Source organism: Pseudomonas bananamidigenes (assembly GCF_001679645.1).
GTDB classification, from domain to species: Bacteria; Pseudomonadota; Gammaproteobacteria; order Pseudomonadales; family Pseudomonadaceae; genus Aquipseudomonas; species Aquipseudomonas bananamidigenes.
On record NZ_LRUN01000039.1, the window covers coordinates 56,979 to 79,441 of the forward strand.

The window sequence follows — 22,463 nt, forward strand, 5'->3', positions numbered from 1 at the left end:
TTTGCCAACGAGTGCTGCCCGCCATGGAAATCAATCCGATCCTGAACACCATCAAGGACTTGTCCGAGCGCTCCGAATCTATTCGGGGGTATCTTTGACTACGATCAAAAGCATGAGCGTCTGATCGAAGTCAATCGCGAGCTTGAAGATCCTGCCGTCTGGAACAAGCCCGAATACGCCCAGGAACTGGGCCGCGAGCGCTCTGCGCTGGCGCAGATCGTCGAGACGCTGGACGAACTGGCCACCGGCCTGGCCGACTCCAGCGAGCTGCTCGACATGGCCGTCGAAGAAAACGACGAAGGCGCGGTCAACGACGTCGTCGAAGTGCTGCAAGGCCTCGAAGAGTCCCTGGCGCAGCTGGAATTCCGTCGCATGTTCAGCGGCGAGATGGACATGAACAACGCCTACCTGGACATCCAGGCCGGTTCCGGCGGCACCGAAGCCCAGGACTGGGCCAACATCCTGCTGCGCATGTACCTGCGCTGGGCCGACAAGCGCGGTTTCGACGCGACCATCATGGAACTGTCCGCCGGTGAAGTCGCCGGGATCAAGGGCGCCACCGTGCACATCAAGGGCGAATACGCCTTCGGCTGGCTGCGGACCGAGATCGGCGTGCACCGTCTGGTGCGCAAGAGCCCGTTCGACTCCGGCGCCCGTCGCCACACCTCGTTTTCGGCGGTGTTCGTGTCCCCCGAGATCGACGACCGCGTCGAGATCGACATCAACCCGTCGGATCTGCGCATCGACACCTACCGTTCTTCCGGTGCCGGTGGTCAGCACGTAAACACCACGGATTCCGCGGTACGTATCACCCACGTCCCGACCAACACCGTGGTCAGTTGCCAGAACGAACGTTCCCAGCACGCCAACAAGGACACCGCCATGAAAATGCTGCGGGCCAAGTTGTACGAGCTGGAAATGCAGAAACGCAACGCCGCCTCCCAGGCGCTGGAAGACAGCAAGTCCGATATCGGCTGGGGTCACCAGATCCGTTCGTACGTTCTCGATGACTCGCGCATCAAGGACCTGCGTACCGGCGTCGAGCGCAGCGATTGCCAGAAAGTCCTGGACGGCGACCTCGACGGTTACCTGGAAGCCAGCCTGAAATCGGGGCTGTAAGCCTGCAATACAGGATCGCCTGACACCGCGATTCCTGTAGGAGCCAGCCTTGCTGGCGATCCCCGGGCCGTCAGGCTCGGGGGCAACGAACCTGTGATGGAAAATTTAAAGACATGAGCGACCAACAACCCGATTCGCAAGCCCTGCAACAGGAAGAAAATTCCCTGATCGCCCTGCGCAAGGAAAAGCTTGCTGCCGAGCGCGCCAAGGGCAATGCCTTCCCGAACGACTTCCGTCGCGAAAACTACTGCGATGCGCTGCAGAAACAGTACGCGGACAAGACCAAGGAAGAGCTGGCAGAGGCTGCAATCCCGGTCAAGGTTGCCGGTCGCATCATGCTCAACCGTGGCTCGTTCATGGTGATCCAGGACATGACCGGTCGCATTCAGGTCTACGTCAACCGCAAGACCCTGTCCGAAGAAACCCTGGCCGCGGTGAAAACCTGGGACATGGGCGACATCATTGCCGCCGAAGGCACCCTGGCCCGTTCCGGCAAGGGCGACCTGTACGTCGAGATGACCAGCGTGCGCCTGCTGACCAAATCCCTGCGCCCGCTGCCGGACAAGCACCACGGCCTGACCGACACCGAACAGCGCTACCGTCAGCGTTACGTTGACCTGATCGTCAACGAAGACGTGCGCCAGACCTTCCGTGTGCGTTCGCAAGTGATCGCGCACATCCGCAGCTTCCTGATGAAGCGCGACTTCCTCGAAGTTGAAACGCCGATGCTGCAGACCATTCCTGGTGGTGCCGCGGCCAAACCGTTCGAAACCCACCACAACGCGCTGGACATGGAAATGTTCCTGCGTATCGCGCCGGAGCTGTACCTGAAGCGTCTGGTGGTCGGTGGCTTCGAAAAAGTGTTCGAGATCAACCGCAACTTCCGTAACGAAGGCGTTTCGACTCGTCACAACCCTGAATTCACCATGTTGGAGTTCTACCAGGCTTACGCCGACTACGAAGACAACATGGACCTGACCGAAGAACTGTTCCGCGAACTGGCGCAGCTGGTGCTGGGCAGCACCGACGTGCCGTACGGCGACAAGGTGTTCCACTTCGGCGAGCCGTTCGCCCGTCTCTCGGTGTTCGACTCGATCCTCAAGTACAACCCCGAGCTGACCGCCGATGACCTGAACGACATCGACAAGGCGCGTGAAATCGCCAAAAAGGCCGGCGCCAAGGTGCTGGGCTTCGAAGGTCTGGGCAAGCTGCAGGTGATGATTTTCGAAGAGCTGGTCGAGCACAAGCTCGAGCAGCCGCACTTCATTACCCAGTACCCGTTCGAAGTCTCGCCGCTGGCCCGTCGCAACGACGAGAACCCGAACGTCACCGACCGTTTCGAGCTGTTCATCGGTGGCCGTGAAATCGCCAACGCCTACTCCGAGCTCAACGACGCGGAAGACCAGGCCGAGCGCTTCATGGCCCAGGTGGCCGACAAGGACGCCGGTGATGACGAAGCCATGCACTACGACGCCGATTTCGTTCGCGCGCTGGAGTACGGCATGCCGCCAACGGCCGGTGAAGGTATCGGTATCGACCGTCTGGTGATGTTGCTCACCAACTCGCCGTCGATCCGCGACGTGATCCTGTTCCCGCACATGCGGCCACAAGCGTAAGTGCTTCAATAAAAAAGCCGCCTGAAATGGGCGGCTTTTTATTGCCTGTCTGGTACAAACGTATCAAATGGTTAATTTTGAACAAAACAACAGAGGTATGCCTGTCGTGATCGGTGCAATGGCTCAAGAAGGTGCAGCGGGTATCGCCACTGCGGTCGCTGAAAGTGTTCAGTACCAGGGTCGCAAGGCCAGCCGACAGGGCAGCGAGCAGCGTCGCCAGGACATTCTCGATGCGGCGATGCGCATTGTCGTGCGCGATGGCGTGCGTGCCGTGCGCCATCGTGCGGTGGCGGCCGAGGCTGGCGTGCCGTTGTCGGCCACCACTTATTACTTCAAGGATATCGATGACCTGCTCACCGATACCTTCGCCCAGTACGTCGAACGCAGTGCGGCCTACATGGCCAAGCTGTGGATCAACAACGAAGGCCTGCTGCGTGAGATGGTGGTCAGCGGCGACGGCAGCCCGGAATCGCGTTCTCAGCTGGCGGACGATATCGCCCGGTTGATGGCCGACTACGTGCATCGGCAACTGGTCAATCGCCGGGAGCATTTGATGGCTGAACAGGCTTTCCGCCAGGAGGCACTGCTCAACCCGCGACTGGCGGAGCTGGTGCGTTCCCACCAGCAGATTCTGTTGCAGGGAACCTGCCAGTTGTTCCAGGTGCTGGGCTCGCGCGAGCCGAAGCAGGACGCCAAGGTGTTGACGGCGATTATCGGACGGATGGAATATCAGGGCCTGCTCAACGACGCCGAGCCTTTGGCCGAAGAGGACATGCTCGGCATTCTGACGCGCTATATGCACCTGGTACTCGCGTCGGTGTAACACCACACCCTGTGGGAGCGAGCCTGCTCGCGAATGCGGTCTGACATTCAACATCTTTGTTGCCTGACACCCCGCTTTCGCGAGCAGGCTCGCTCCCACAAGGGATCATGGCGATTTTCAGGGCCGTGTATTCATAGGGAGTGTCGAATGAAAGCCTGGCGTGGCGCATTGATCGCGCTGTCGTTCCTGCTGCTCAGCGGTTGTCTGGTGACCTTCAAGGAGCCGTTGCCCGCCCGTGAGCCGGCGCCCAAAGGGCTGCTCGGGCAATGGGCGAGCACCAATGCCTGGGGCGAACCGATGAATCTCGAGCTGACACGCCTGGGCAATGACCGCTATCAGGCGGTGACCTGGTTCAAGGCGCGGCCTCGGGAGCGTGAAGCCTACCCCTTCACCGTGTCGCGCCATGGCGACCGCTGGTACCTGTCGGCAAAGGTGCCGGCGCAGTATGGCGGGCACTTCACCATCGCCGGTTTCGAGATCACCGACAAGCGCGAACTGGTGATCTACAACCTCGACCTCGAACAGATCAACCAGGCCATCGCGCAGAAAAGCCTCGACGGGCAAGGGTTCCAGACCGATGACGGTGACGGTGTGCTGGTCGACAGCGCGCTGGAAAAGGTCTTTGCTTACCTCGACGATCCGGCCAACTCCGACGTATTCGTCGAAGCGGCGCGCTACCAGCATCAGGCCAAAGCCAAATAATTCAGTTCGTCACGTTTTCTACAGGAGTTTCGGGTGGACGATTACCAGCAGACGATACGCACGCTGTCCGATCGCATTGTGCTGGCGCAGACGCCGATCCGCGTGCTCGATGCGGTCAAGTGGGACGAGAACATCCGCAAGGGGTTCCTGAAGGCCAAGGGCAAGGAAATGCCGGCGGTGGATCGGGACTATTACCTCAACCGGCCGCTGACCTTCGATTCGAGCAAGGTCAAGCTGGAATTCCAGAACATCGAACGGGATATCACCCGCCAGCTCGGTCAGTTCAACCCGGTCGGCCAGATCATGCGGCGCATGTGCAAGGAGTACCGCATGGTAGTGCGCATGCTCGAAGCGCGTGGCACCGAGGATTTCGGCCTGATTTCCCAGGAACTGTACGGCGCTGCATCCGATGCATTCCATGCCGGTGACCCGACGCTGGCCGACCTTGGCCTGATGATGTCGGACTATCTGAATAACATTGATGGCCGCGGCGACCTGAAGGACGAACCGAAGACGCTCACTGCCAAGGATGCCGTGCACTTGCTGCAAACCCGGTTGAACAAGGTGTTCGGCGAGGCCGAGGAAACCATCCGGGTATTCGAGTCCGACGGCATCGTCGCCGATGCGGCGGCGGGCGCCGACTACATCAAGATCCGCACCGACGCGATGTTCAACGACCGCGACGTGCGTGCGCTGGAAGTCCACGAAGGACTGGTGCATGTCGGTACCACGCTCAACGGCCTGAATCAGCCGATCTGCACCTTCCTGTCCAAGGGGCCGCCCTCGTCGACGGTGACCCAGGAAGGCCTGGCGATCCTGATGGAAATCATCACGTTCGCTTCCTATCCGAGCCGCCTGCGCAAACTGACCAATCGCACCCGCGCCATTCACATGGTCGAGGAGGGCGCGGACTTCTTGCAGGTCTTCGAGTTCTTCCGTGAACAGGGCTTCGAGATGGCAGAAAGTTACGGCAACGCCAGTCGGGTTTTCCGTGGATCGACGCCGACCGGTCTGCCATTCACCAAAGACTTGTCCTACCTCAAGGGCTTCATCATGGTTTACAACTACATTCAGTTGGCCGTGCGCAAGGGCAAGCTCGAGCAGATTCCGCTGTTGTTCTGCGGCAAGACCACGCTGGAGGACATGCGAACCCTGCGGCAATTGGTGGATGAAGGCCTGGTGGTGCCGCCGAAGTATCTGCCGGATCAGTTCCGTGACATGAATGCGTTGTCGGCGTGGATGTGCTTCTCCAACTTCCTCAACCACTTGAGCCTGGACCGGATCGAGGCGGACTACTCGAATATTCTCTGAACTTGATGATGTTCTTTGTGGGAGCGAGCTTGCTCGCGAAGGCGGTGTGTCAGGTAACGCGTGAGTTGAATGTTAGATAGCATTCGCGAGCAAGCTCGCTCCCACATTGGAATGCATTCCCACCCTGTTTTCGCGAGGTTTCACCGGATGAGAATCCTCGGCATCCTTTGCCTGCTCCTGACCCTTGGCGGTTGCAGCTCTTTGCTGTTCTACCCCGAGCCAGGCCAGATATTCACCCCGGAAAGGGCGAAGCTCGAATACCGCACCGTCACCTTGACCACCGCCGACGGCCTCAAGTTGAACGCCTGGTGGCTGCCGGCCAGGCCCGGTGTCGAGGTCAAGGGCACGGTGCTGCACTTGCACGGTAATGGCGGCAACCTGCCGATGCACCTGGGCGGGAGCTGGTGGTTGCCGAAAAACGGCTATCAGGTGCTGCTGGTGGACTATCGCGGTTACGGCCTGTCCGAGGGCAAACCGAGCCTGCCGGCGATCTATCAGGACATTGACGCCGCGTTTGCCTGGCTGGATCAGGCGCCGGAAGTCAAAGGCAAGCCGTTGATCCTGCTCGGCCAGAGTCTGGGCGGCTCGATGGCCGTGCATTGGCTGGTGCAACATCCGGACAGGCAAAAACAGCTCAAGGCTTTCGTGCTCGACGGGGTCCCGGCCAGTTACCGCAGCGTTGGCCAATATGCCCTCAGCACATCGTGGATGACCTGGCCCTTCCAGGTGCCGCTGTCGTGGCTGGTACCGGACAGCGATAGCGCAATCCATTCGATGCCGCGGCTCAAAGGCGTACCGAAACTGATCTTCCACAGCATCGACGATCCGCTGGTGCCGCTTTCCAACGGCATTCGCCTGTATCAGGCTGCGCCGCCACCCCGGGTCCTGCAATTGACTCGCGGAGGGCATGTGCAGACCTTTGGCGACCCGGTGTGGCGCCAGGTCATGCTGCGCTACCTCGACGACCCCGAGCATTTCAACGGCCTGCGCCGCCTCGGCGAAGTCCCGAATTACCCGCAACCCCCGAATTCTGAAAACGAGAGTCCGCAATGACTGAAGAACGCAACGCCATCCCGCTGATCATCACCGGTATCTGCAGCATCCTCGGCACCGTCGGCGCCCTGTGGTACTACGGCTACTTGCATTTCGCCAAACCCGAGGATGCGTTGCTGCTCAACGAATTCACCATGCTCAAGACCATTCCCGGCGAAGACTACAAAGTCTCGCTGACCCCGGCGCCGCAAGTGGCGCAATGCATCGATGGCGTGCTGGTGCTGTTCGACACCGAACAGAAAGGCCTGACCGGGGTGCTGGTCAACAGCCAGAAAAAGGCCGTGCGTTGCATGGGGCAGGAGACGCCGCAGAAGCTGGAAGAGTAAACCTGCGACAAACAAAAGCCCCGCCTGATCAAATCAGGCGGGGCTTTTTCGTTAACGCGTGAAGCTTAGTTCGAGCTGACAGCCGAACGTGGCATCACCGGCTGGTTGTCGTTGGAAATGGTCACTTCCACCCGACGGTTCATCGCACGGCCCGAGACGCTGCCGTTATCCGCCACCGGGTATTCCTTGCCATAACCCTGAGTCACGATGCGCGACGGATCGACGCCCATCTTGATCAGTGCGACCTGTACGGAAGTGGCGCGACGCTCGGACAGCGACTGGTTGTAGTTCGCCGAACCGGTGCTATCGGTATAACCCTCGACGATCACTTTGCGATCCGGGTTTTGCTGGAGGAATTGCGCCAGTTTGTTGATGTTCACCAGACCGCTGGATTTCAGGTCGGCCTTGTTGGTGGCGAACAGCACGTCACCGAAAGTCACCAGCGTACCGCGATCGGTCTGCTTGGCGTTGAGGCTGTCCTGCAGTTGCTTGATCTGTTGATCGCGGGCATCCAGACGAGCCTGGGCACGTTGGGCGGCGGCGTTCTTCAGGTTGTTTTCAGCGGTGCGCAGGGCGATGGTCTGCTTGGCCACTTCCACGCGCTGGTTGGTCAGGTAGGCCAGCTGGTCGACCTTGGATGCTTTTTCCTTGTCCAGATAGGCTTTGTCAGCCTTGTCCAGGTAATCGCTGGCGTCCTTGGTTTCCAGTGCCGCCACCTTGCTCGCCTGTGGGTTGGCCTGCAGGCCGGCATAGTTGGTGCGGGCCTGTTCCAGGTTCGGGTTGGGCGGCGTGGAGCAGGCAGCCAAGGCAACGCTTGCGGCCAGGAGAGCGGGGATCATCAGTTGTTTACGCATAATCGTTCGTCCTTTCTATCGATAAGAGATTCAGCCTTGCGGTCGGGATGCGCGCTTACTGCACGGTGCGCTGACTTTCCTGACGCAGTTCCTGAACACCTTTCTGGGAATCCTTCAGCGCCTGCTCGGCTTTCATCGCCTGAGCCTTGCGTTCGGCAACGCGGGCGTCCCACTCGGCTTGCTCGGCGAGCGTGCGGGCTTCGTCATACTTCTTGTCGTGCATGGCGATTTCGGCTTGCTTGAGCTTGTCCTGCGCCTGCTTCATTTCCACGGCGGCGAACTCGGTACCACCGGCGCTGACCGCGCTGTTGACCGCCGATTGAGTCACGGCGTACTGCTCGGTCGGAGGATTGCCGGCGCAGCCGGCCAGCACGAAGCTGGTACCGATGGCCAGGGCGGCCAGTTTCAGACCGCGCAGGTGAGAGAACGAGGTTTGGGTCTTCATGGTCTTCAACTCCATTGGTTAACTCCTTGGAAGCTTCGAAATCCATCCTGGTAGCGGAGCCGCAACCGTCATGTGCAAGTGCGTTTTGAAACGCTCGTTCCAGGCTTGGTTACCTGTTCCGACCGAAGGCATTTTTCAAAAGTTCAGAAAAGATGGCTCATCGCCCAAAAAAAATCTGACCGAACGGGCAAAGCTCTAAAGCGGGAACTTTGGCGGTGCTGAGGGATACGCGCGGGTGTTTCAAATGCCATAAACACACCTGTTTGCAGGCAGGAGTAAAGTCAATGTGGGAGCGAGCCTGCTCGCGAATCCGGTGGCACAGTCACTATCAATGTCGACTGATGCCCCGCTTTCGCGAGCAGGCTCGCTCCCACAGTTTTGATCTCATTGGTGTCAGTGTTTTTGTTTGCCGGCAGCAGCGCAGAGGTCTTGCAAATGCCTTCTCGAAAGCGCGAGAAAACGCGGTGTCGGACCGACATCTTCGTACAGCGGATCACCTTCTTCATCGGTAGCGACCACGGTCGAGCCTTTCACATACGGCAGGCTCGCTTCGAACTCTTCAAGCGCCGCGCCGATCAGTTCGCCGAGCAGTTCTTCGGCATGGCGTTTGGGGTACATCTCGGCGATTGCCGCCAGGCGTGCGGCAGCTTCCACATCCAGATGAATCGTGTAGCCGGTGTCGGTCAGGCGACCCTTGGCGGTTTCTTCCCAATGCTGGGCGAGTTCACGGATTTTCATGATGACCTCATGTCGTACCTGCTCGTGGCAGGTCTGGGTGAGTGTCCGCCGTCAGCCGGCGGCAAGCCGTTGTGGGGCTTACTGTTGAGACTAGCTTCAAGGAACAAGGTTTAAAGTCCCTTCGTCGTCTGCTTGTAAGAAGCGTCCCGGAGCGGCACTCTCTGCCCATCCACTCACTTGCGATCCGTTACCGATTACTGCTGGAGAGATGCCGATGACCGATATTGATGCACGCTTGCGCGAAGACGTTCACCTGCTCGGTGAGCTGTTGGGCAACACCATCCGTGACCAGTACGGCGAGGCGTTTCTCGACAAGATCGAGCAGATTCGCAAGGGCGCCAAGGCCGACCGCCGTGGCTCGATGGACGCCGAACTCAGCGCCAGCCTCAATCAATTGAGCGAGGACGAACTGCTGCCGGTGGCGCGGGCGTTCAACCAGTTTCTCAACCTGGCGAACATCGCCGAGCAGTACCAGCTCATCCATCGCCGCGAAGAGTCGCAGGCTGCGCCGTTCGAATCCCGCGTGCTGCCGGAACTGCTCGCCCGCCTGCGTCAAGAAGGGCACAGCGCCGACTCACTCGCCCGGCAATTGTCACGGCTGGAAATCGAGCTGGTGCTGACCGCGCACCCGACCGAAGTGGCCCGGCGCACGCTGATCCAGAAGTACGACGCGATAGCCGCGCAACTGGCGGCGCAGGATCACCGCGACTTGACCAGCACCGAGCGCGAGCAGATCCACAGCACCCTGCAACGGCTGATCGCCGAAGCCTGGCACACCGAAGAGATCCGCCGCACCCGCCCGACTCCGGTAGATGAGGCCAAGTGGGGGTTTGCGGTGATCGAGCATTCGCTGTGGCAGGCGATTCCCAACCACATGCGCAAGGCCGATCAGGCGCTGTTCGCCGCCACTGGCCTGCGTTTACCGCTTGAAGCGGCGCCGATCCGCTTCGCCTCTTGGATGGGGGGCGACCGTGACGGCAACCCGAACGTTACCGCAGCCGTGACCCGCGAAGTGCTATTGCTGGCGCGCTGGATGGCGGCGGATCTGTATTTGCGGGATGTCGATCACCTGGCAGCCGAACTGTCGATGCAGCAGGCCAGCGAGGCGCTCAAGGCCCAGGCCGGTGACAGCGCCGAACCCTATCGCGCAGTGCTCAAGCAATTGCGTGAACGCCTGCGTGCTACGCGCAACTGGGCCCATGCCTCATTGTCCGCAACTACCCCGGCACCGGCTGATGTGCTGCACAACAATCGCGACCTGCTCGATCCGCTGGAACTGTGCTACCACTCGCTGCACGAGTGCGGCATGGGCGTGATCGCCGACGGCCCGCTGCTCGACTGCCTGCGTCGGGCCGTCACGTTCGGGCTGTTCCTGGTGCGTCTGGATGTGCGTCAGGACGCGTCGCGCCACAGTGCAGCGATGACCGAAATCACCGATTACCTCGGCCTCGGGCGTTATGAGGATTGGGACGAAGAGCAGCGCATCAGCTTCCTGAGCCGCGAACTGCAAAACCGCAGGCCGCTGCTGCCGGCGTATTTCAAGCCTTCGGCCGACACCGCCGAAGTGCTCGCCACCTGCAAGGAAATCGCCGCCGCACCGGGTGCGTCGCTGGGCTCCTACGTGATCTCCATGGCCGGCGCCGCCTCTGATGTGCTGGCGGTGCAATTGCTGCTGAAAGAGTCCGGCGTATTGCGACCGATGCGTGTGGTGCCGTTGTTTGAAACTCTTGCCGACCTCGATAACGCCGGTCCGGTGATCGAGCGCCTGTTGCTGCTGCCGGGCTACCGCGCACGCCTGCAAGGCCCGCAGGAAGTGATGATCGGTTATTCCGACTCGGCCAAGGATGCCGGCACCACCGCCGCAGCGTGGGCGCAATATCGGGCACAGGAGCGGCTGGTGGAGATCTGTCGCGAGCAGCAGGTCGAACTGCTGTTGTTCCACGGTCGCGGTGGCACCGTGGGCCGTGGCGGTGGCCCGGCTCACGCGGCAATCCTGTCGCAGCCGCCGGGCTCGGTAGCCGGACGTTTCCGCACCACCGAACAGGGTGAAATGATCCGCTTCAAATTCGGCTTGCCGGACATCGCCGAGCAAAACCTCAATCTCTATCTGGCTGCCGTGCTCGAAGCGACCCTGCTGCCACCGCCGCCACCGACGCCGCAATGGCGGCATCTGATGGATGAACTGGCCGCCGACGGTGTCGCCGCCTACCGCGCCGTGGTGCGGGAAAATCCTCAGTTCGTCGAGTATTTCCGCCAGTCGACGCCGGAGCAGGAACTGGGGCGTCTGCCGCTGGGCAGTCGTCCGGCCAAGCGCCGCGCCGGTGGCATCGAAAGTCTGCGGGCGATTCCGTGGATCTTCGGCTGGACCCAGACACGCCTGATGCTGCCGGCCTGGCTCGGTTGGGAAACCGCACTGAGCAAGGCGCTGGAGCGCGGTGAAGGCGAACTGCTGGGACAGATGCGCGAGCAGTGGCCGTTCTTCCGCACCCGCATCGACATGCTGGAAATGGTGCTGGCCAAGGCCGATGCCGACATTGCTTTGTCCTACGATGAGCGATTGGTCGAGTCGGACTTGTTGCCTTTGGGTGAGCACTTACGCGACCTATTGTCGCAGGCATGTGCCGTGGTCCTCGGCCTGACCGGTCAGTCGCAACTGCTGGCACATAGCCCGGACACCCTGGAGTTCATCCGCCTGCGCAACACCTATCTCGACCCGCTGCATCTATTGCAGGCTGAATTGCTGGCCCGTTCGCGGCAGCCGAACGTTGAGCAGGACAGCCCGGTAGAACAGGCGTTGCTGGTGTCTGTGGCGGGGATTGCCGCCGGTTTGCGAAATACCGGCTAAGGTTTTCTGCGGGGGACGAGGCACCCGGCGTTCGCGTCGGGGGCCGTTTATCGAGTGTGGGAAAAATGCGGGCAAGCGACAGTTAATGACGGGGTTGCGACTTGGGGAACCGCGTCGCAAGGTCGCGGCAGACGCCGGTTTCTCCGACTTTTGGCGTCTTGTGTGGGGGCAGCCTGCTGTGTATCTTGGTCAGCCTCTGGCCGTTTGAGCGGTCACGACCCTATTTCCAGGATTTCGCCCCATGAGGCGAATCCGTTGTTTTGCAAAAGCTTTTTATAAAAAAATTGAGGAGCACATCTAATGCGCGTCATTCTGCTGGGAGCTCCCGGGGCCGGTAAAGGTACTCAGGCTAAGTTCATCACCGAGAAATTCGGCATTCCGCAAATCTCCACCGGCGACATGCTGCGTGCCGCGGTCAAGGCCGGCACCGAACTGGGCATCAAGGCCAAGGGCATCATGGATGCCGGCGGCCTGGTGTCGGATGACCTGATCATCGCACTGGTAAAGGACCGCATCGCCCAGGCTGACTGCGCCAAGGGTTTCCTGTTCGACGGTTTCCCGCGCACCATTCCTCAGGCTGAAGCGCTGGTGGCAGCCGGTGTCGAGCTGGATGCCGTGGTTGAAATCGCCGTTGAAGACGAAGAAATCGTTCAGCGTATCGCTGGACGTCGCGTTCACGAGGCCAGCGGCCGCGTGTATCACATCGTCTACAACCCGCCGAAAATTGCCGGCAAGGACGACATCACCGGTGAAGAGCTGGTGCAGCGCAAGGACGATACCGAAGAAACCGTGCGTCATCGCCTGTCGGTCTACCACTCGCAGACCAAGCCGCTGGTGGATTTCTACCAGAAGCTGTCGGCCGCCAACGGCAAGCCGAAGTACAGCCACATCCCGGGTGTCGGTTCGGTTGAAGCGATCACCGCCAAGGTGCTTGAAGCGCTTAGCTGAAAAACCTGATCCGCTGCATCATCCACGCCCGCTTGCGGGCCGTAGTTGTTTATACTGGCGCACTTTTCCCCACCTGATTTACGGACACATCGATGAGCACCTTGCTGGCCCTGGACACCGCGACTGAAGCTTGCTCCGTTGCCTTGCTGCATGACGGCAAGGTCACGAGCCATTACGAGGTGATTCCGCGCCTGCACGCGCAGAAACTGCTGCCGATGATCCAGCAACTGCTGGCGGACGCCGGCACCACCTTGCAGGCAGTGGACGCGATCGCCTTCGGTCGTGGCCCGGGCGCGTTCACCGGTGTGCGCATCGCCATCGGCGTGGTGCAAGGCCTGGCGTTTGCCCTGGATCGTCCGGTGTTGCCGGTATCGAACCTGGCGGTGCTGGCGCAACGTGCTTATCGCGAGCACGGTGTGAAACAGGTTGCGGCGGCCATCGATGCACGAATGGATGAAGTGTATTGGGGCTGCTATCGCGAGACGGCGGGAGAGATGCGTCTGGTCGGTACCGAGGCGGTGTTGCCGCCGGAAACCGTCGCACTGCCGGGTGATGCTGCCGGCGACTGGTTCGGTGCGGGCACCGGTTGGGGCTATGGCGAACGCCTGGCTGTTACGGCGAGCGGTACCGACGCAAGCATGCTGCCCCATGCCGAAGACCTGCTGACCCTGGCCCGGTTCGCCTGGGAACGTGGCGAGTCGATTGCGGCGGACGACGCCCAGCCGGTTTATCTGCGCGATAAGGTCGCCACGCCGAAAGCCCGCTGATTCACCCCGACCCGCTGGGAGTGAGCCTGCTCGCGAGGGCATCGTGTCAGCGTAAATTGATGTTGAATGTGCCGGCCTCTTCGCGAGCAGGCTCGCTCCCACAAGGTGCGGCGTTATGACTGAACGCTGCCAATCGTCCGTTTCCAACCCCGCGCTTTAAACCTTTTGCCTTTTATGTGTTCTAGTTATCACTCGGCGATTTGCTAAGTCGGTCAGGTGCCGCTAAATTGCCATCATCGATACCGAGCATGACGTTATGCGTATAGACGGCGTTTCCACTCATTCCTATCCCATCAAGCGCAAGCCTCGCAAAGGCAATCCGGCGCTGGATGAGTCCGTCGACGATATCGAAGGTGAACTGGAATTCCCCTCCGAGGCGCAACTGGCCGCCCGTGCTGCCAAATCCGCCGCGCAACGCCTGAGCAACCTGCCCGCCCGTCAACAGGACATGATTTATCACCGTGCGATGAAGAAAAGCGTGGCCATGGCCCTGGCCAGCTACCTGAGCACCGCCGGTTTTGTCGATTGGGAAGCGGACGTGCTGGGCCTTGATCTCTACATCTGATGGATCTGCCTTACTACCTCGGATGCCCGTCCTGGAGTGAAAACGCCTGGCGCGAGTATCTGTATCCGGCAGATGCCAGGACCACCGATTTCCTCGGCCTGTATTCGCAAGTGTTCAACGCCGTGGAAGGCAACACGACTTTCTACGCCAGTCCGTCGCCAGCCACCGTGCAGCGTTGGGCCGAAGTCATGCCCGAGCACTTTCGTTTCACCGCCAAATTCCCCGGCGACATCAGCCACGGCGGTGATCTGCGCGATCAACTGACCGCCGCGCAAAGCTTCATCCAGCTACTTGCTCCTCTCGGCGAGCGCGTGTCGCCGCTGTGGCTGCAACTGTCGAAAAGCTTTACTCCGCAGCGATTGCCGGAGCTGGCAGCCTTTATCGATGCGTTTGATCGACCGCTGGCGGTGGAAGTGCGCCATGAACAGTTCTTTGCCAAAGGCGAAAGTGAACGCCTGCTCAATCGCCTGTTGCTGGATCGCGGCGTCGAACGCATCTGCCTCGATCCGCGTGCGTTGTTCAGTTGTCTGTCCACCGAGTCTTCGGTGATTCACGCGCAATCGAAAAAGCCCCGCGTGCCGACGCGTCCGGCAGCGTTCACCCAATTCCCGCAGGTGCGCTTCATCGGCCATCCCGAACTTGAAGCCAATGATCCGTTTCTGGTGCCATGGGTGGCGAAGATCGCCGAGTGGATCGAAGAGGGCCGCACGCCGTACATCTTCCTGCACACCGCCGATAACATTCTGGCGGCGAAGCTGGCGCAACGGTTCCATGGGCAACTGATGCAACGTTTGCCTGGCCTGCCATCGCTGCCTGAGCTATACAGAGAACCCGCCGCCGAGCAACTTGACCTGCTCTGAGGCGGATTTTTTTCCTGCCCAGGAGCCTGTCCATGGACGCCCAAGCCCTAAAAGAACAAATCCGCAAAGCCGAAGCCTTCAAAGCGCTGCATGCGCGTCCCGGGATTTTCGTGATCCCCAATCCGTGGGATGCAGGTTCGGCGAAGATGCTTGCCAGCCTGGGTTACCAGGCGCTGGCGACCACCAGTGCCGGTCATGCGTTTTCTCAAGGAAAACCTGATGGTGCGTTGGGGCTCGAACAGACGCTGGACAACGTTCGGGCGATTGCCGCGGCCACGGACTTGCCGGTGGCGGTGGATCTGGAAAACGGTTTTGCCGACGACCCGACCGAGTCCGCGCAAAGCTTGCTGCGCGCAGCCGAGGCGGGTGCGGTGGGCGGTTCCATCGAAGATGCCACGGGACGTCCGGATGCGCCGATCTACTGTTTCGAACACGCCGTGGCGCGGATCGAAGCCGCGGTTGCGGCGGTGCGCACGCTGCCGTTCCCCTTCATCCTGACGGCCGCGCGGAAAACTACCTGCACGGTCATCCCGATATCAACGACACCATTCGCCGTTTGCAGGCGTTCGCCGAGGCCGGTGCCGACGTGCTCTACGCACCGGGGTTGAGAACGGCTGAAGAAGTATTGGCCGTGGTGCATGCAGTGGCACCGAAACCGGTCAACGTGCTGATGTCCGGTGGCCTTAAATTGACTGTGCAACAGTTGCAAGACATGGGCGTGAAGCGCATCAGCACCGGCTCGGCGCTGGCACTGGCGGCGTTTGGCGAATTTTTCCGGGCTGCCGAGGAAATCCAGCAGTCGGGCACGTTCGACTTCACCTCGCGATCGATGCCGTACGCCAGGGCCAATCAATTCTTCAAGGGTTGAAGTGAGGCGGGATCAGGCAGCGATGCGCAGGTTCTGCTGAACGATCGGGCGTACCCAGCCGTTATCGAAGTCCAGGGCTTTTTGCTGTTCGATGATTTCTTCCGGCGGGAATGGCGGATATGGCTGCAGAAGGTCCAGGTCGAACTCGGCAATCGGCAGATACAGCGGCTTCTTCTGCGGGGCAGGGCCAGGCTCAGGCAGCGGCTGGCCGTTGTTGATCACGATCGGGCGTACCCAGCTGCTGTCGAAGTCCTGCTGCTTTTGCTGAGTCTTGATGTCCTCCGGCGGGAACGGAGGGTACGGCTGGGCCAGTTCCATGTCGATTTCGGCGATCGGCAGTAACAGTGGCTCAGGCGGGCGAACCGGGGTGTCCACCACGTTGCATTCGCGCTGGTCGATGATGTGGGCGTGGAGTTCGCTGCCGATGGTCGGTTCTTCAGGGCTTTCCAGATCGACCGGCGGAAATGTACCGCAGGCCGGCACCCCATCACTCGATTGTTCGGCCAGTGCCTGGGCGAAGAAATCCTGCCACAGGTGACTGACGCCGCCCAATGCTTGAGTGTTATGACGGCTGAAATCGCCTGTGGGCGAAATGTAGCCAATCGATGTGGGAAGAATGCCTGACATTTTTTTCGGTCGACGCTCAGCTCTGGCAAAATGCGCGTTGATTGGGTTATCGGCGGTTTTTGCCGATCCTTAACTTTTTTGAGCGTGTTTTCATGATTGAGCAACCCGCGGCCTGCCGCATCCATGTCGAAGCACTCGGCCCGACGTTCGAGGCACAGGCCGGGCAATGGGCCGAGCGCCTGAATCTGCCGTTGCAGCTGGCCGATGGCGAGTTTGCCTTGCAGGTCGGCGAGCAGGGCTTGCAGCTGCAACAGTTGGGGCCGGATGCGCGGGCCCGGTACGGGTGGACTTCGTCGAGGGTGGGGCGGCCCATCGCCGGTTGTACGGTGGCGGCAACGGGCAGATGATCGCCAAGGCCGTGGGCATCGCCCAGGGCGTGCGTCCACGGGTGCTGGATGCCACGGCCGGCCTGGGCAAGGATGCGTTCGTACTGGCGAGCCTGGGGTGCGAGATGAGCCTGATCGAACGTCAGCCGCTGATCGGCGCATTGCTGGAGGATGGCCTGGCCCGGGCGGCGGAAGATTTCGACGTGGCGCCCATCGTGGCGCGGATGAAGCTGCTCAAGGGCAACTCCATCGACGTGATGCGCAACTGGGAAGGTGAACCACCGCAGGTGATCTATCTCGACCCGATGTTCCCGCACCGTGAGAAAACCGCCCTGGTGAAGAAGGAAATGCGCCTGTTCCGCCCGCTGGTGGGCGATGATCCGGATGCACCGGCACTGCTGGAAGCGGCGCTGGCGCTGGCCTCGCACCGGGTGGTGGTCAAGCGTCCGCGCAAGGCACCGTGCATCGACGGGCCCAAGCCGAGTCATGCGCTGGATGGCAAATCCAGTCGTTATGACATCTACCCGAAGAAAGCGCTCAAACCCTGAGACCGAGTCACCGCCCTTCGCGAGCAGGCTCGCTCCCACATTGGAATGCATTTCAAATGTGGGAGCGAGCCTGCTCGCGAAGGGGCCAGCCCAAACTCCGGATTTCTAGGGCCTGTAGGCCCGCATGAACAGCCCGACCACTTCCTGCACATGGCTTTCTGCTGCCTCGCCGGTCAGTGGTTCACCGCAGCCATAGAGCAGGCGGAAATTCCCCGCACCCTTGATCAGGCAGAAGAAGTGCTCGGCGGCGTTGTGCGGGTTGTCGATGCTCAGCACGCCGGTTTCATCGATCCGTCGCAGCAGCCTTTCCATGCCCTGCAGCATGCGCTGGGGGCCGGCCTCGAAGAAAATCAGTGACAGCTTCGGATCCTGACTGCCCAGGGCCATGATCAGGCGATGCAGGTTCACCGACTCATCGCTGTTGATCAGGTGATGGAAGCCTCTGGCAATGTTCAGCAACACATTTTCCACCGCGATGCCGTCCGGCAATTCGAAGAACAGCGGTGGCAATTGCTCCTCGCATCGGGCCACGACGGCGGCGGAAAACAGCGTTTCCTTGTCGTTGAAATGGCTGTAGACCGTCAGCTTCGACACGCCGGCCTCGGCAGCCACCGCGTCCATGCTGGTGTTGGCGTAGCCGTGACGCAGAAACAGGATTTTCGCCGCTTCGAGGATGGCCTGGCGCTTGGCCGGATCCTTCGGGCGGCCTGGGCCGTTTGGTGCTGAAAGAGTGTTCGGCATTCTTCGCTTTTAATACTGGACTGGTGAGTTTGCTATTAATAACATACCGGCCAGTATAATTATTCCAAGCCACCTTAGCGAAAGGTCCTTCACCATGTTCCGCCATGCGTTGTCTGTCGCGTTGCCAGTCAGTCTGGCTGTTTTTTTGTCGGCATGTGGCCAGGAGGAGGTCGCGCAAGTCAGCGTCCGACCGGCCATGGTGGTCCAGCCAGAGCCTTCGGTGCAGGCAATGGAAAGCTATCCGGGCGAGGTTCGCGCCCGGTATGAACCGGATCTGGCGTTCCGGATCGGCGGTAAAGTCAGCCGACGACTGGTCGAGGAAGGTCAGCGGGTGAAGGCCGATCAGCCATTGGCCGAGCTCGATCCGCAGGACGTGCGCCTGCAACTGGAAGCCACTCGCGCCCAGGTCACTGCCGCCGAAGCCAACCTCAATCTGGTGCGCGCCGAGCGTGATCGCTACAAGACGCTGATGGAGCGGCAGATGGTCAGTCGCTCGGCCTATGACAATGCCGAAAACCTCTACCGTTCCGGTGAGGCGCGCCTCAAACAGATCAAAGCCGAATTCAACGTCTCGACCAATCAGGCCAGCTATGCCGTTTTGCGCGCGCCCCAGGACGGAGTAGTGGCCAGGCGTACGGTGGAGGTCGGGCAAGTCGTGGCGGCGGGGCAAACCGTATTTACCCTGGCGACCGACGGCGAACGCGAAGTGTCGATCAGTCTGCCGGAACAAAGCTTTGGTCGGTTCAAGGTCGGTCAGCCTGTTTCTGTGGAGCTCTGGACTCAACCGAACCAGCGCTTCGCCGGCAAGATCCGTGAACTGTCGCCGGCAGCCGATCCGAAATCCCGTACCTTCGCCGCTCGCATCGCCTTCACCGCCGGCAACGCGCCGGTCGAACTCGGCCAGAGCGCCCGGGTGTTCGTGCAAACCGCTGACGTCATCCCGCTGTCGGTGCCGCTCTCGGCCCTGACCGCAGAAAACGGTGCGACCTACGTCTGGGTCGTGAGCGCCAACAACACCTTGAAAAAGACCCCCGTGCGCGTCGGTCCGTTCGGCGAGAAAACCGTGCCGGTTCTCGAAGGCCTCAACGCCAGCGACTGGGTCGTGGCTGCAGGCGTCCATGTTCTGCTGGAAGGGCAACAGGTGCGTCCCGTGGATCGCTCCAACCGTGTGGTCAAACTGGCGGACAAGGAGTAAGTCCCGATGCGCTTCAACCTTTCCGAATGGGCGTTGCGTAATCGCCAGATCGTACTGTTCCTGATGCTTCTGCTGGCCATCGTCGGCGCGTTGTCCTACAACAAGCTCGGTCAGAGCGAAGACCCGCCGTTCACCTTCAAGGCCATGGTCATCCAGACCCGCTGGCCCGGCGCCACGGCGCAGGAAGTCTCGCGTCAGGTCACCGAGCGCATCGAAAAGAAGCTGATGGAAACCGGCGAGTACGAACGCATCGTTTCGTTTTCCCGCCCCGGCGAATCCCAGGTCACTTTCATCGCCCGCGACTCGATGCATTCGGTGGAAATCCCGGACCTCTGGTATCAGGTGCGCAAGAAGGTCGGCGATATCCGCCAGACCCTGCCGCCGGGGATTCAGGGCCCCTTCTTCAACGATGAATTCGGCACCACTTTCGGCAATATCTATGCGCTGACCGGCGACGGTTTCGACTACGCCGTGCTCAAGGATTACGCCGATCGCATCCAGATCCAGCTGCAACGGGTCAAGGATGTGGGCAAGGTCGATTTGCTCGGGCTGCAGGACGAGAAGATCTGGGTCGAGCTGTCCAACGTCAAACTCGCCACCCTGGGCCTGCCGCTGGCTGCGGTTCAACAGGCGCTGGAAGAACAGAATGCGGTGTCCACTGCCGGCTTCTTCGAAACCGGCAGCGAACGCTTGCAACTGCGGGTCTCGGGGAATTTCCAGACGGTCGACGAGATCAGGAACTTCCCGATCCGGGTCGGCGATCGCACGTTCCGCATCTCCGATGTCGCCGATGTGCGACGCGGCTTCAACGATCCGCCAGCGCCGCGCATGCGCTTCATGGGCGAAGATGCGATTGGTCTGGCAGTGGCGATGAAGGACGGCGGCGACATCCTGGTGCTGGGCAAGGCGCTGGAAAGCGAATTCTCTCGCCTCCAGAAAAACCTGCCGGCCGGGATGCAACTGCGCAAGGTTTCCGATCAGCCGGCGGCGGTAAAAACCGGTGTCGGTGAGTTCGTCCAGGTGCTGGTCGAAGCGCTGGCCATTGTGCTGCTGGTGAGCTTCTTCTCCCTCGGTGTGCGCACCGGCATGGTGGTGGCGCTGACCATTCCGCTGGTGCTGGCGATGACCTTCGCCTGCATGTATTACCTCGGGATCGGCCTGCACAAGATTTCTCTCGGGGCGCTGGTGCTGGCGCTGGGCTTGCTGGTGGACGACGCGATCATCGCCGTGGAAATGATGGCGATCAAAATGGAACAGGGTTTCGACCGGATCAAGGCCGCCAGTTATGCCTGGACCAGCACCGCGTTCCCGATGCTTACCGGTACGCTGATCACTGCCGCAGGCTTCCTGCCGATTGCCACTGCCCAGTCCGGCACCGGTGAATACACCCGCTCGATTTTCCAGGTCGTCACCATCGCGTTGCTTGCTTCGTGGGTGGCGGCGGTGATGTTCGTGCCGTACCTCGGGGAAAAGCTGCTGCCGGATCTGGCGAAAATTCATGCGGCCAAACACGGTGGCGACGGTCAACCGGACCCCTATGGCACGCCGTTCTATCAAAGGGTCCGACGGCTGGTGGAATGGTGCGTGCGTCGGCGCAAGACGGTGATCGTGCTGACGGTGGGACTGTTCGTCGCTTCGGTGATGCTGTTCAAGTTTGTCCCCCAGCAGTTCTTCCCGGCGTCCAACCGCCTGGAACTGATGGTCGATCTCAAACTGGCGGAAGGCGCTTCGCTGTCCAACACCACCGCCGAGGTCAAACGCCTGGAAGCGATGCTCAAGGACCGCGCCGGCATCGACAATTACGTGGCCTACGTCGGCACCGGTTCACCACGTTTCTACCTGCCGCTGGATCAACAATTGCCGGCGGCGAGCTTCGCCCAGTTCGTCGTGCTGGCGAAAACCATCGAGGAGCGTGAAGCACTGCGCACGTGGCTGATCGATACCTTGAACGAACAGTTCCCGGCCCTGCGCTCACGGGTCACGCGGCTGGAGAACGGACCACCGGTCGGCTATCCGGTGCAGTTTCGCGTGACTGGCGAGCACATCGAGGAAGTCCGTGCGCTGGCCCGGAAAGTCGCAGCCAAGGTGCGTGAGAATCCGCACGTGGTGAACGTGCATCTGGACTGGGAAGAGCCGAGCAAGGTCGTGTACCTGAACATCGATCAGGACCGCGCCCGGGCGCTGGGGGTGAGCACGGCGAACCTGGCGAAATTCCTTCAGAGTTCGCTGACCGGTTCCAGTGTCAGCCAGTACCGCGAAGACAACGAGCTGATCGAAATCCTCCTGCGCGGCACCGTGCACGAGCGCACCGAGCTGTCGCTGCTGCCGAGCCTGGCAGTGCCGACCGACAATGGTCGCAGCGTTGCGCTGTCGCAGATCGCCACCCTGGAATACGGTTTCGAGGAAGGCATCATCTGGCACCGCAATCGCTTGCCGACCGTGACCGTGCGGGCCGATATCTACGGCAAGGAGCAACCGGCTACGCTGGTGAAGCAGATTCAGCCGACCCTCGATCCGATCCGTGCCGAATTGCCTGACGGTTATCTGCTGGACGTCGGCGGCACCGTGGAAGACTCCGAGCGCGGCCAGAAATCGGTGAATGCCGGTGTGCCGATGTTCATTGTCGTGGTGCTGACGTTGCTGATGGTGCAACTGCGCAGCTTCTCACGTACGGCGATGGTGTTCCTGACGGCGCCGCTGGGGTTGATCGGGGTGACGCTGTTTCTGTTGGTATTCCGCCAGCCGTTCGGGTTCGTGGCGATGCTGGGGACGATTGCGCTGTCGGGGATGATCATGCGCAACTCGGTGATTCTGGTGGATCAGATCGAGCAGGATATTGCGGCGGGCCTGAAGCCCTGGCAGGCGATTATCGAGGCGACGGTACGGCGGTTCCGGCCGATTGTGCTGACCGCGCTGGCGGCGGTGCTGGCGATGATTCCGTTGTCGCGCAGTGTGTTTTTCGGGCCGATGGCGGTGGCGATCATGGGCGGGTTGATTGTGGCGACGGCTCTGACGCTGTTGTTTTTGCCGGCGTTGTATGCGGCCTGGTTCAGGGTGCGTAAGGAGGCTTGATTGGGTTTGGTGAGCGTGGCGGCCTTTGGGCCGGCCAGGCTGCTGGGGTTTGGATGAATATCCGTTTTTGCGGGTGTTGCGGCTGGCGGTTTCGCCCTTACGGCGAGTCCCTTT

The 22,463-nt window shown here is 60.9% G+C and carries 19 protein-coding genes and 2 pseudogenes; 16 read left to right on the plus strand and 5 right to left on the minus strand.

Annotated elements, in window-relative coordinates:
- The first annotated feature begins 23 nt into the window (after positions 1–23).
- From prfB to BBF94_RS14525, 7 genes are all read left to right on the plus strand, one after another.
- A protein-coding gene (prfB, locus tag BBF94_RS27605) for a peptide chain release factor 2 (RefSeq protein ID WP_141676582.1) occupies positions 24–1,119 on the plus strand; the annotation gives its coding sequence in 2 pieces (ribosomal slippage) (positions 24–95 and positions 97–1,119; 1,095 coding nt in all).
- Positions 1,120–1,232: 113 nt separating this feature from the next.
- Positions 1,233–2,735, plus strand: coding sequence for a lysine--tRNA ligase (lysS, locus tag BBF94_RS14500; protein ID WP_065259681.1), 1,503 nt, complete (start codon positions 1,233–1,235; stop codon positions 2,733–2,735).
- Positions 2,736–2,853: 118 nt separating this feature from the next.
- A complete protein-coding gene (locus BBF94_RS14505; RefSeq protein WP_065259698.1) occupies positions 2,854–3,558 on the plus strand; it encodes a TetR/AcrR family transcriptional regulator in 705 nt (234 codons plus the stop codon).
- Positions 3,559–3,705: 147 nt separating this feature from the next.
- On the plus strand, positions 3,706–4,260 hold the full coding sequence (locus BBF94_RS14510) for a hypothetical protein (RefSeq protein WP_065259682.1): 555 nt from the start codon (positions 3,706–3,708) through the stop codon (positions 4,258–4,260).
- A gap of 33 nt (positions 4,261–4,293) precedes the next feature.
- Entirely contained in the window at positions 4,294–5,571 is a 1,278-nt protein-coding gene (locus BBF94_RS14515) for a flavohemoglobin expression-modulating QEGLA motif protein (RefSeq protein WP_065259683.1), read from the plus strand.
- Positions 5,572–5,718: 147 nt separating this feature from the next.
- Positions 5,719–6,624, plus strand: a complete 906-nt coding sequence (locus BBF94_RS14520) for an alpha/beta hydrolase (RefSeq protein ID WP_065259684.1) — start codon at positions 5,719–5,721, stop codon at positions 6,622–6,624.
- Positions 6,621–6,950: a hypothetical protein gene (locus BBF94_RS14525; RefSeq protein WP_065259685.1), complete on the plus strand. Its 330-nt coding sequence runs from the start codon at positions 6,621–6,623 to the stop codon at positions 6,948–6,950. The genes BBF94_RS14520 and BBF94_RS14525 overlap by 4 nt, the downstream gene beginning before the upstream one ends.
- A 65-nt stretch (positions 6,951–7,015) precedes the next feature.
- Here the strand turns inward: BBF94_RS14525 and BBF94_RS14530 are convergent, their stop codons facing one another.
- The 3 genes from BBF94_RS14530 to BBF94_RS14540 all read right to left on the minus strand — a co-directional run bounded on the left by BBF94_RS14530 (position 7,016) and on the right by BBF94_RS14540 (position 8,987).
- A complete protein-coding gene (locus BBF94_RS14530; RefSeq protein WP_065259686.1) occupies positions 7,016–7,804 on the minus strand; it encodes an OmpA family protein in 789 nt (262 codons plus the stop codon).
- A 55-nt stretch (positions 7,805–7,859) separates the two neighbouring features.
- Positions 7,860–8,264 carry a DUF4398 domain-containing protein gene (locus BBF94_RS14535; RefSeq protein WP_065259687.1) on the minus strand — a complete coding sequence of 135 codons (405 nt, stop codon included), beginning with the start codon at positions 8,262–8,264 and terminating at the stop codon, positions 7,860–7,862.
- 378 nt (positions 8,265–8,642) lie between these two features.
- Positions 8,643–8,987 (minus strand): pilin assembly protein, encoded by a 345-nt coding sequence (locus BBF94_RS14540; protein WP_065259688.1) that lies wholly within the window; start codon positions 8,985–8,987, stop codon positions 8,643–8,645.
- A 214-nt stretch (positions 8,988–9,201) separates the two neighbouring features.
- Between BBF94_RS14540 and ppc the strand changes: the two genes are divergently transcribed.
- The 6 genes and pseudogenes from ppc (at position 9,202) to BBF94_RS14570 (ending at position 15,840) form a co-directional block, all read left to right on the plus strand.
- The gene (gene ppc, locus BBF94_RS14545; protein ID WP_065259689.1) at positions 9,202–11,832 is read left to right on the plus strand and encodes a phosphoenolpyruvate carboxylase; all 2,631 of its coding nucleotides are present in this window, start codon (positions 9,202–9,204) and stop codon (positions 11,830–11,832) included.
- A 300-nt stretch (positions 11,833–12,132) separates the two neighbouring features.
- A complete protein-coding gene (gene adk / locus BBF94_RS14550; RefSeq protein WP_065259690.1) occupies positions 12,133–12,780 on the plus strand; it encodes an adenylate kinase in 648 nt (215 codons plus the stop codon).
- Between the two features lie 92 nt (positions 12,781–12,872).
- Positions 12,873–13,547, plus strand: a complete 675-nt coding sequence (tsaB, locus tag BBF94_RS14555) for a tRNA (adenosine(37)-N6)-threonylcarbamoyltransferase complex dimerization subunit type 1 TsaB (RefSeq protein ID WP_065259691.1) — start codon at positions 12,873–12,875, stop codon at positions 13,545–13,547.
- Positions 13,548–13,803: 256 nt separating this feature from the next.
- Positions 13,804–14,112 (plus strand): hypothetical protein, encoded by a 309-nt coding sequence (locus BBF94_RS14560; RefSeq protein WP_065259692.1) that lies wholly within the window; start codon positions 13,804–13,806, stop codon positions 14,110–14,112.
- Positions 14,112–14,972, plus strand: coding sequence for a DUF72 domain-containing protein (locus tag BBF94_RS14565; RefSeq protein WP_065259693.1), 861 nt, complete (start codon positions 14,112–14,114; stop codon positions 14,970–14,972). Before BBF94_RS14560 ends, BBF94_RS14565 begins: the two co-directional genes overlap by 1 nt.
- 32 nt (positions 14,973–15,004) lie before the next feature.
- Positions 15,005–15,840, plus strand: a pseudogene (locus BBF94_RS14570) (isocitrate lyase/PEP mutase family protein).
- A 12-nt stretch (positions 15,841–15,852) separates the two neighbouring features.
- On the opposite strand, the gene BBF94_RS14575 reads toward BBF94_RS14570, so the two are convergent.
- A complete protein-coding gene (locus tag BBF94_RS14575; RefSeq protein WP_065259694.1) occupies positions 15,853–16,467 on the minus strand; it encodes an energy transducer TonB in 615 nt (204 codons plus the stop codon).
- A 92-nt stretch (positions 16,468–16,559) separates the two neighbouring features.
- Here BBF94_RS14575 and BBF94_RS14580 point away from each other — a divergent pair.
- Positions 16,560–17,341, plus strand: a pseudogene (locus tag BBF94_RS14580) (class I SAM-dependent methyltransferase).
- Positions 17,342–17,446: 105 nt separating this feature from the next.
- Here BBF94_RS14580 and BBF94_RS14585 read toward each other — a convergent pair.
- The gene (locus tag BBF94_RS14585; protein WP_065259695.1) at positions 17,447–18,082 is read right to left on the minus strand and encodes a TetR/AcrR family transcriptional regulator; all 636 of its coding nucleotides are present in this window, start codon (positions 18,080–18,082) and stop codon (positions 17,447–17,449) included.
- Positions 18,083–18,176: 94 nt separating this feature from the next.
- On the opposite strand from BBF94_RS14585, the gene BBF94_RS14590 reads away from it, so the two are divergent.
- A complete protein-coding gene (locus tag BBF94_RS14590) occupies positions 18,177–19,277 on the plus strand; it encodes an efflux RND transporter periplasmic adaptor subunit (protein WP_065259696.1) in 1,101 nt (366 codons plus the stop codon).
- A gap of 6 nt (positions 19,278–19,283) precedes the next feature.
- The gene (locus tag BBF94_RS14595; RefSeq protein WP_065259697.1) at positions 19,284–22,349 is read left to right on the plus strand and encodes an efflux RND transporter permease subunit; all 3,066 of its coding nucleotides are present in this window, start codon (positions 19,284–19,286) and stop codon (positions 22,347–22,349) included.
- The last annotated feature ends 114 nt before the right edge of the window (positions 22,350–22,463 follow it).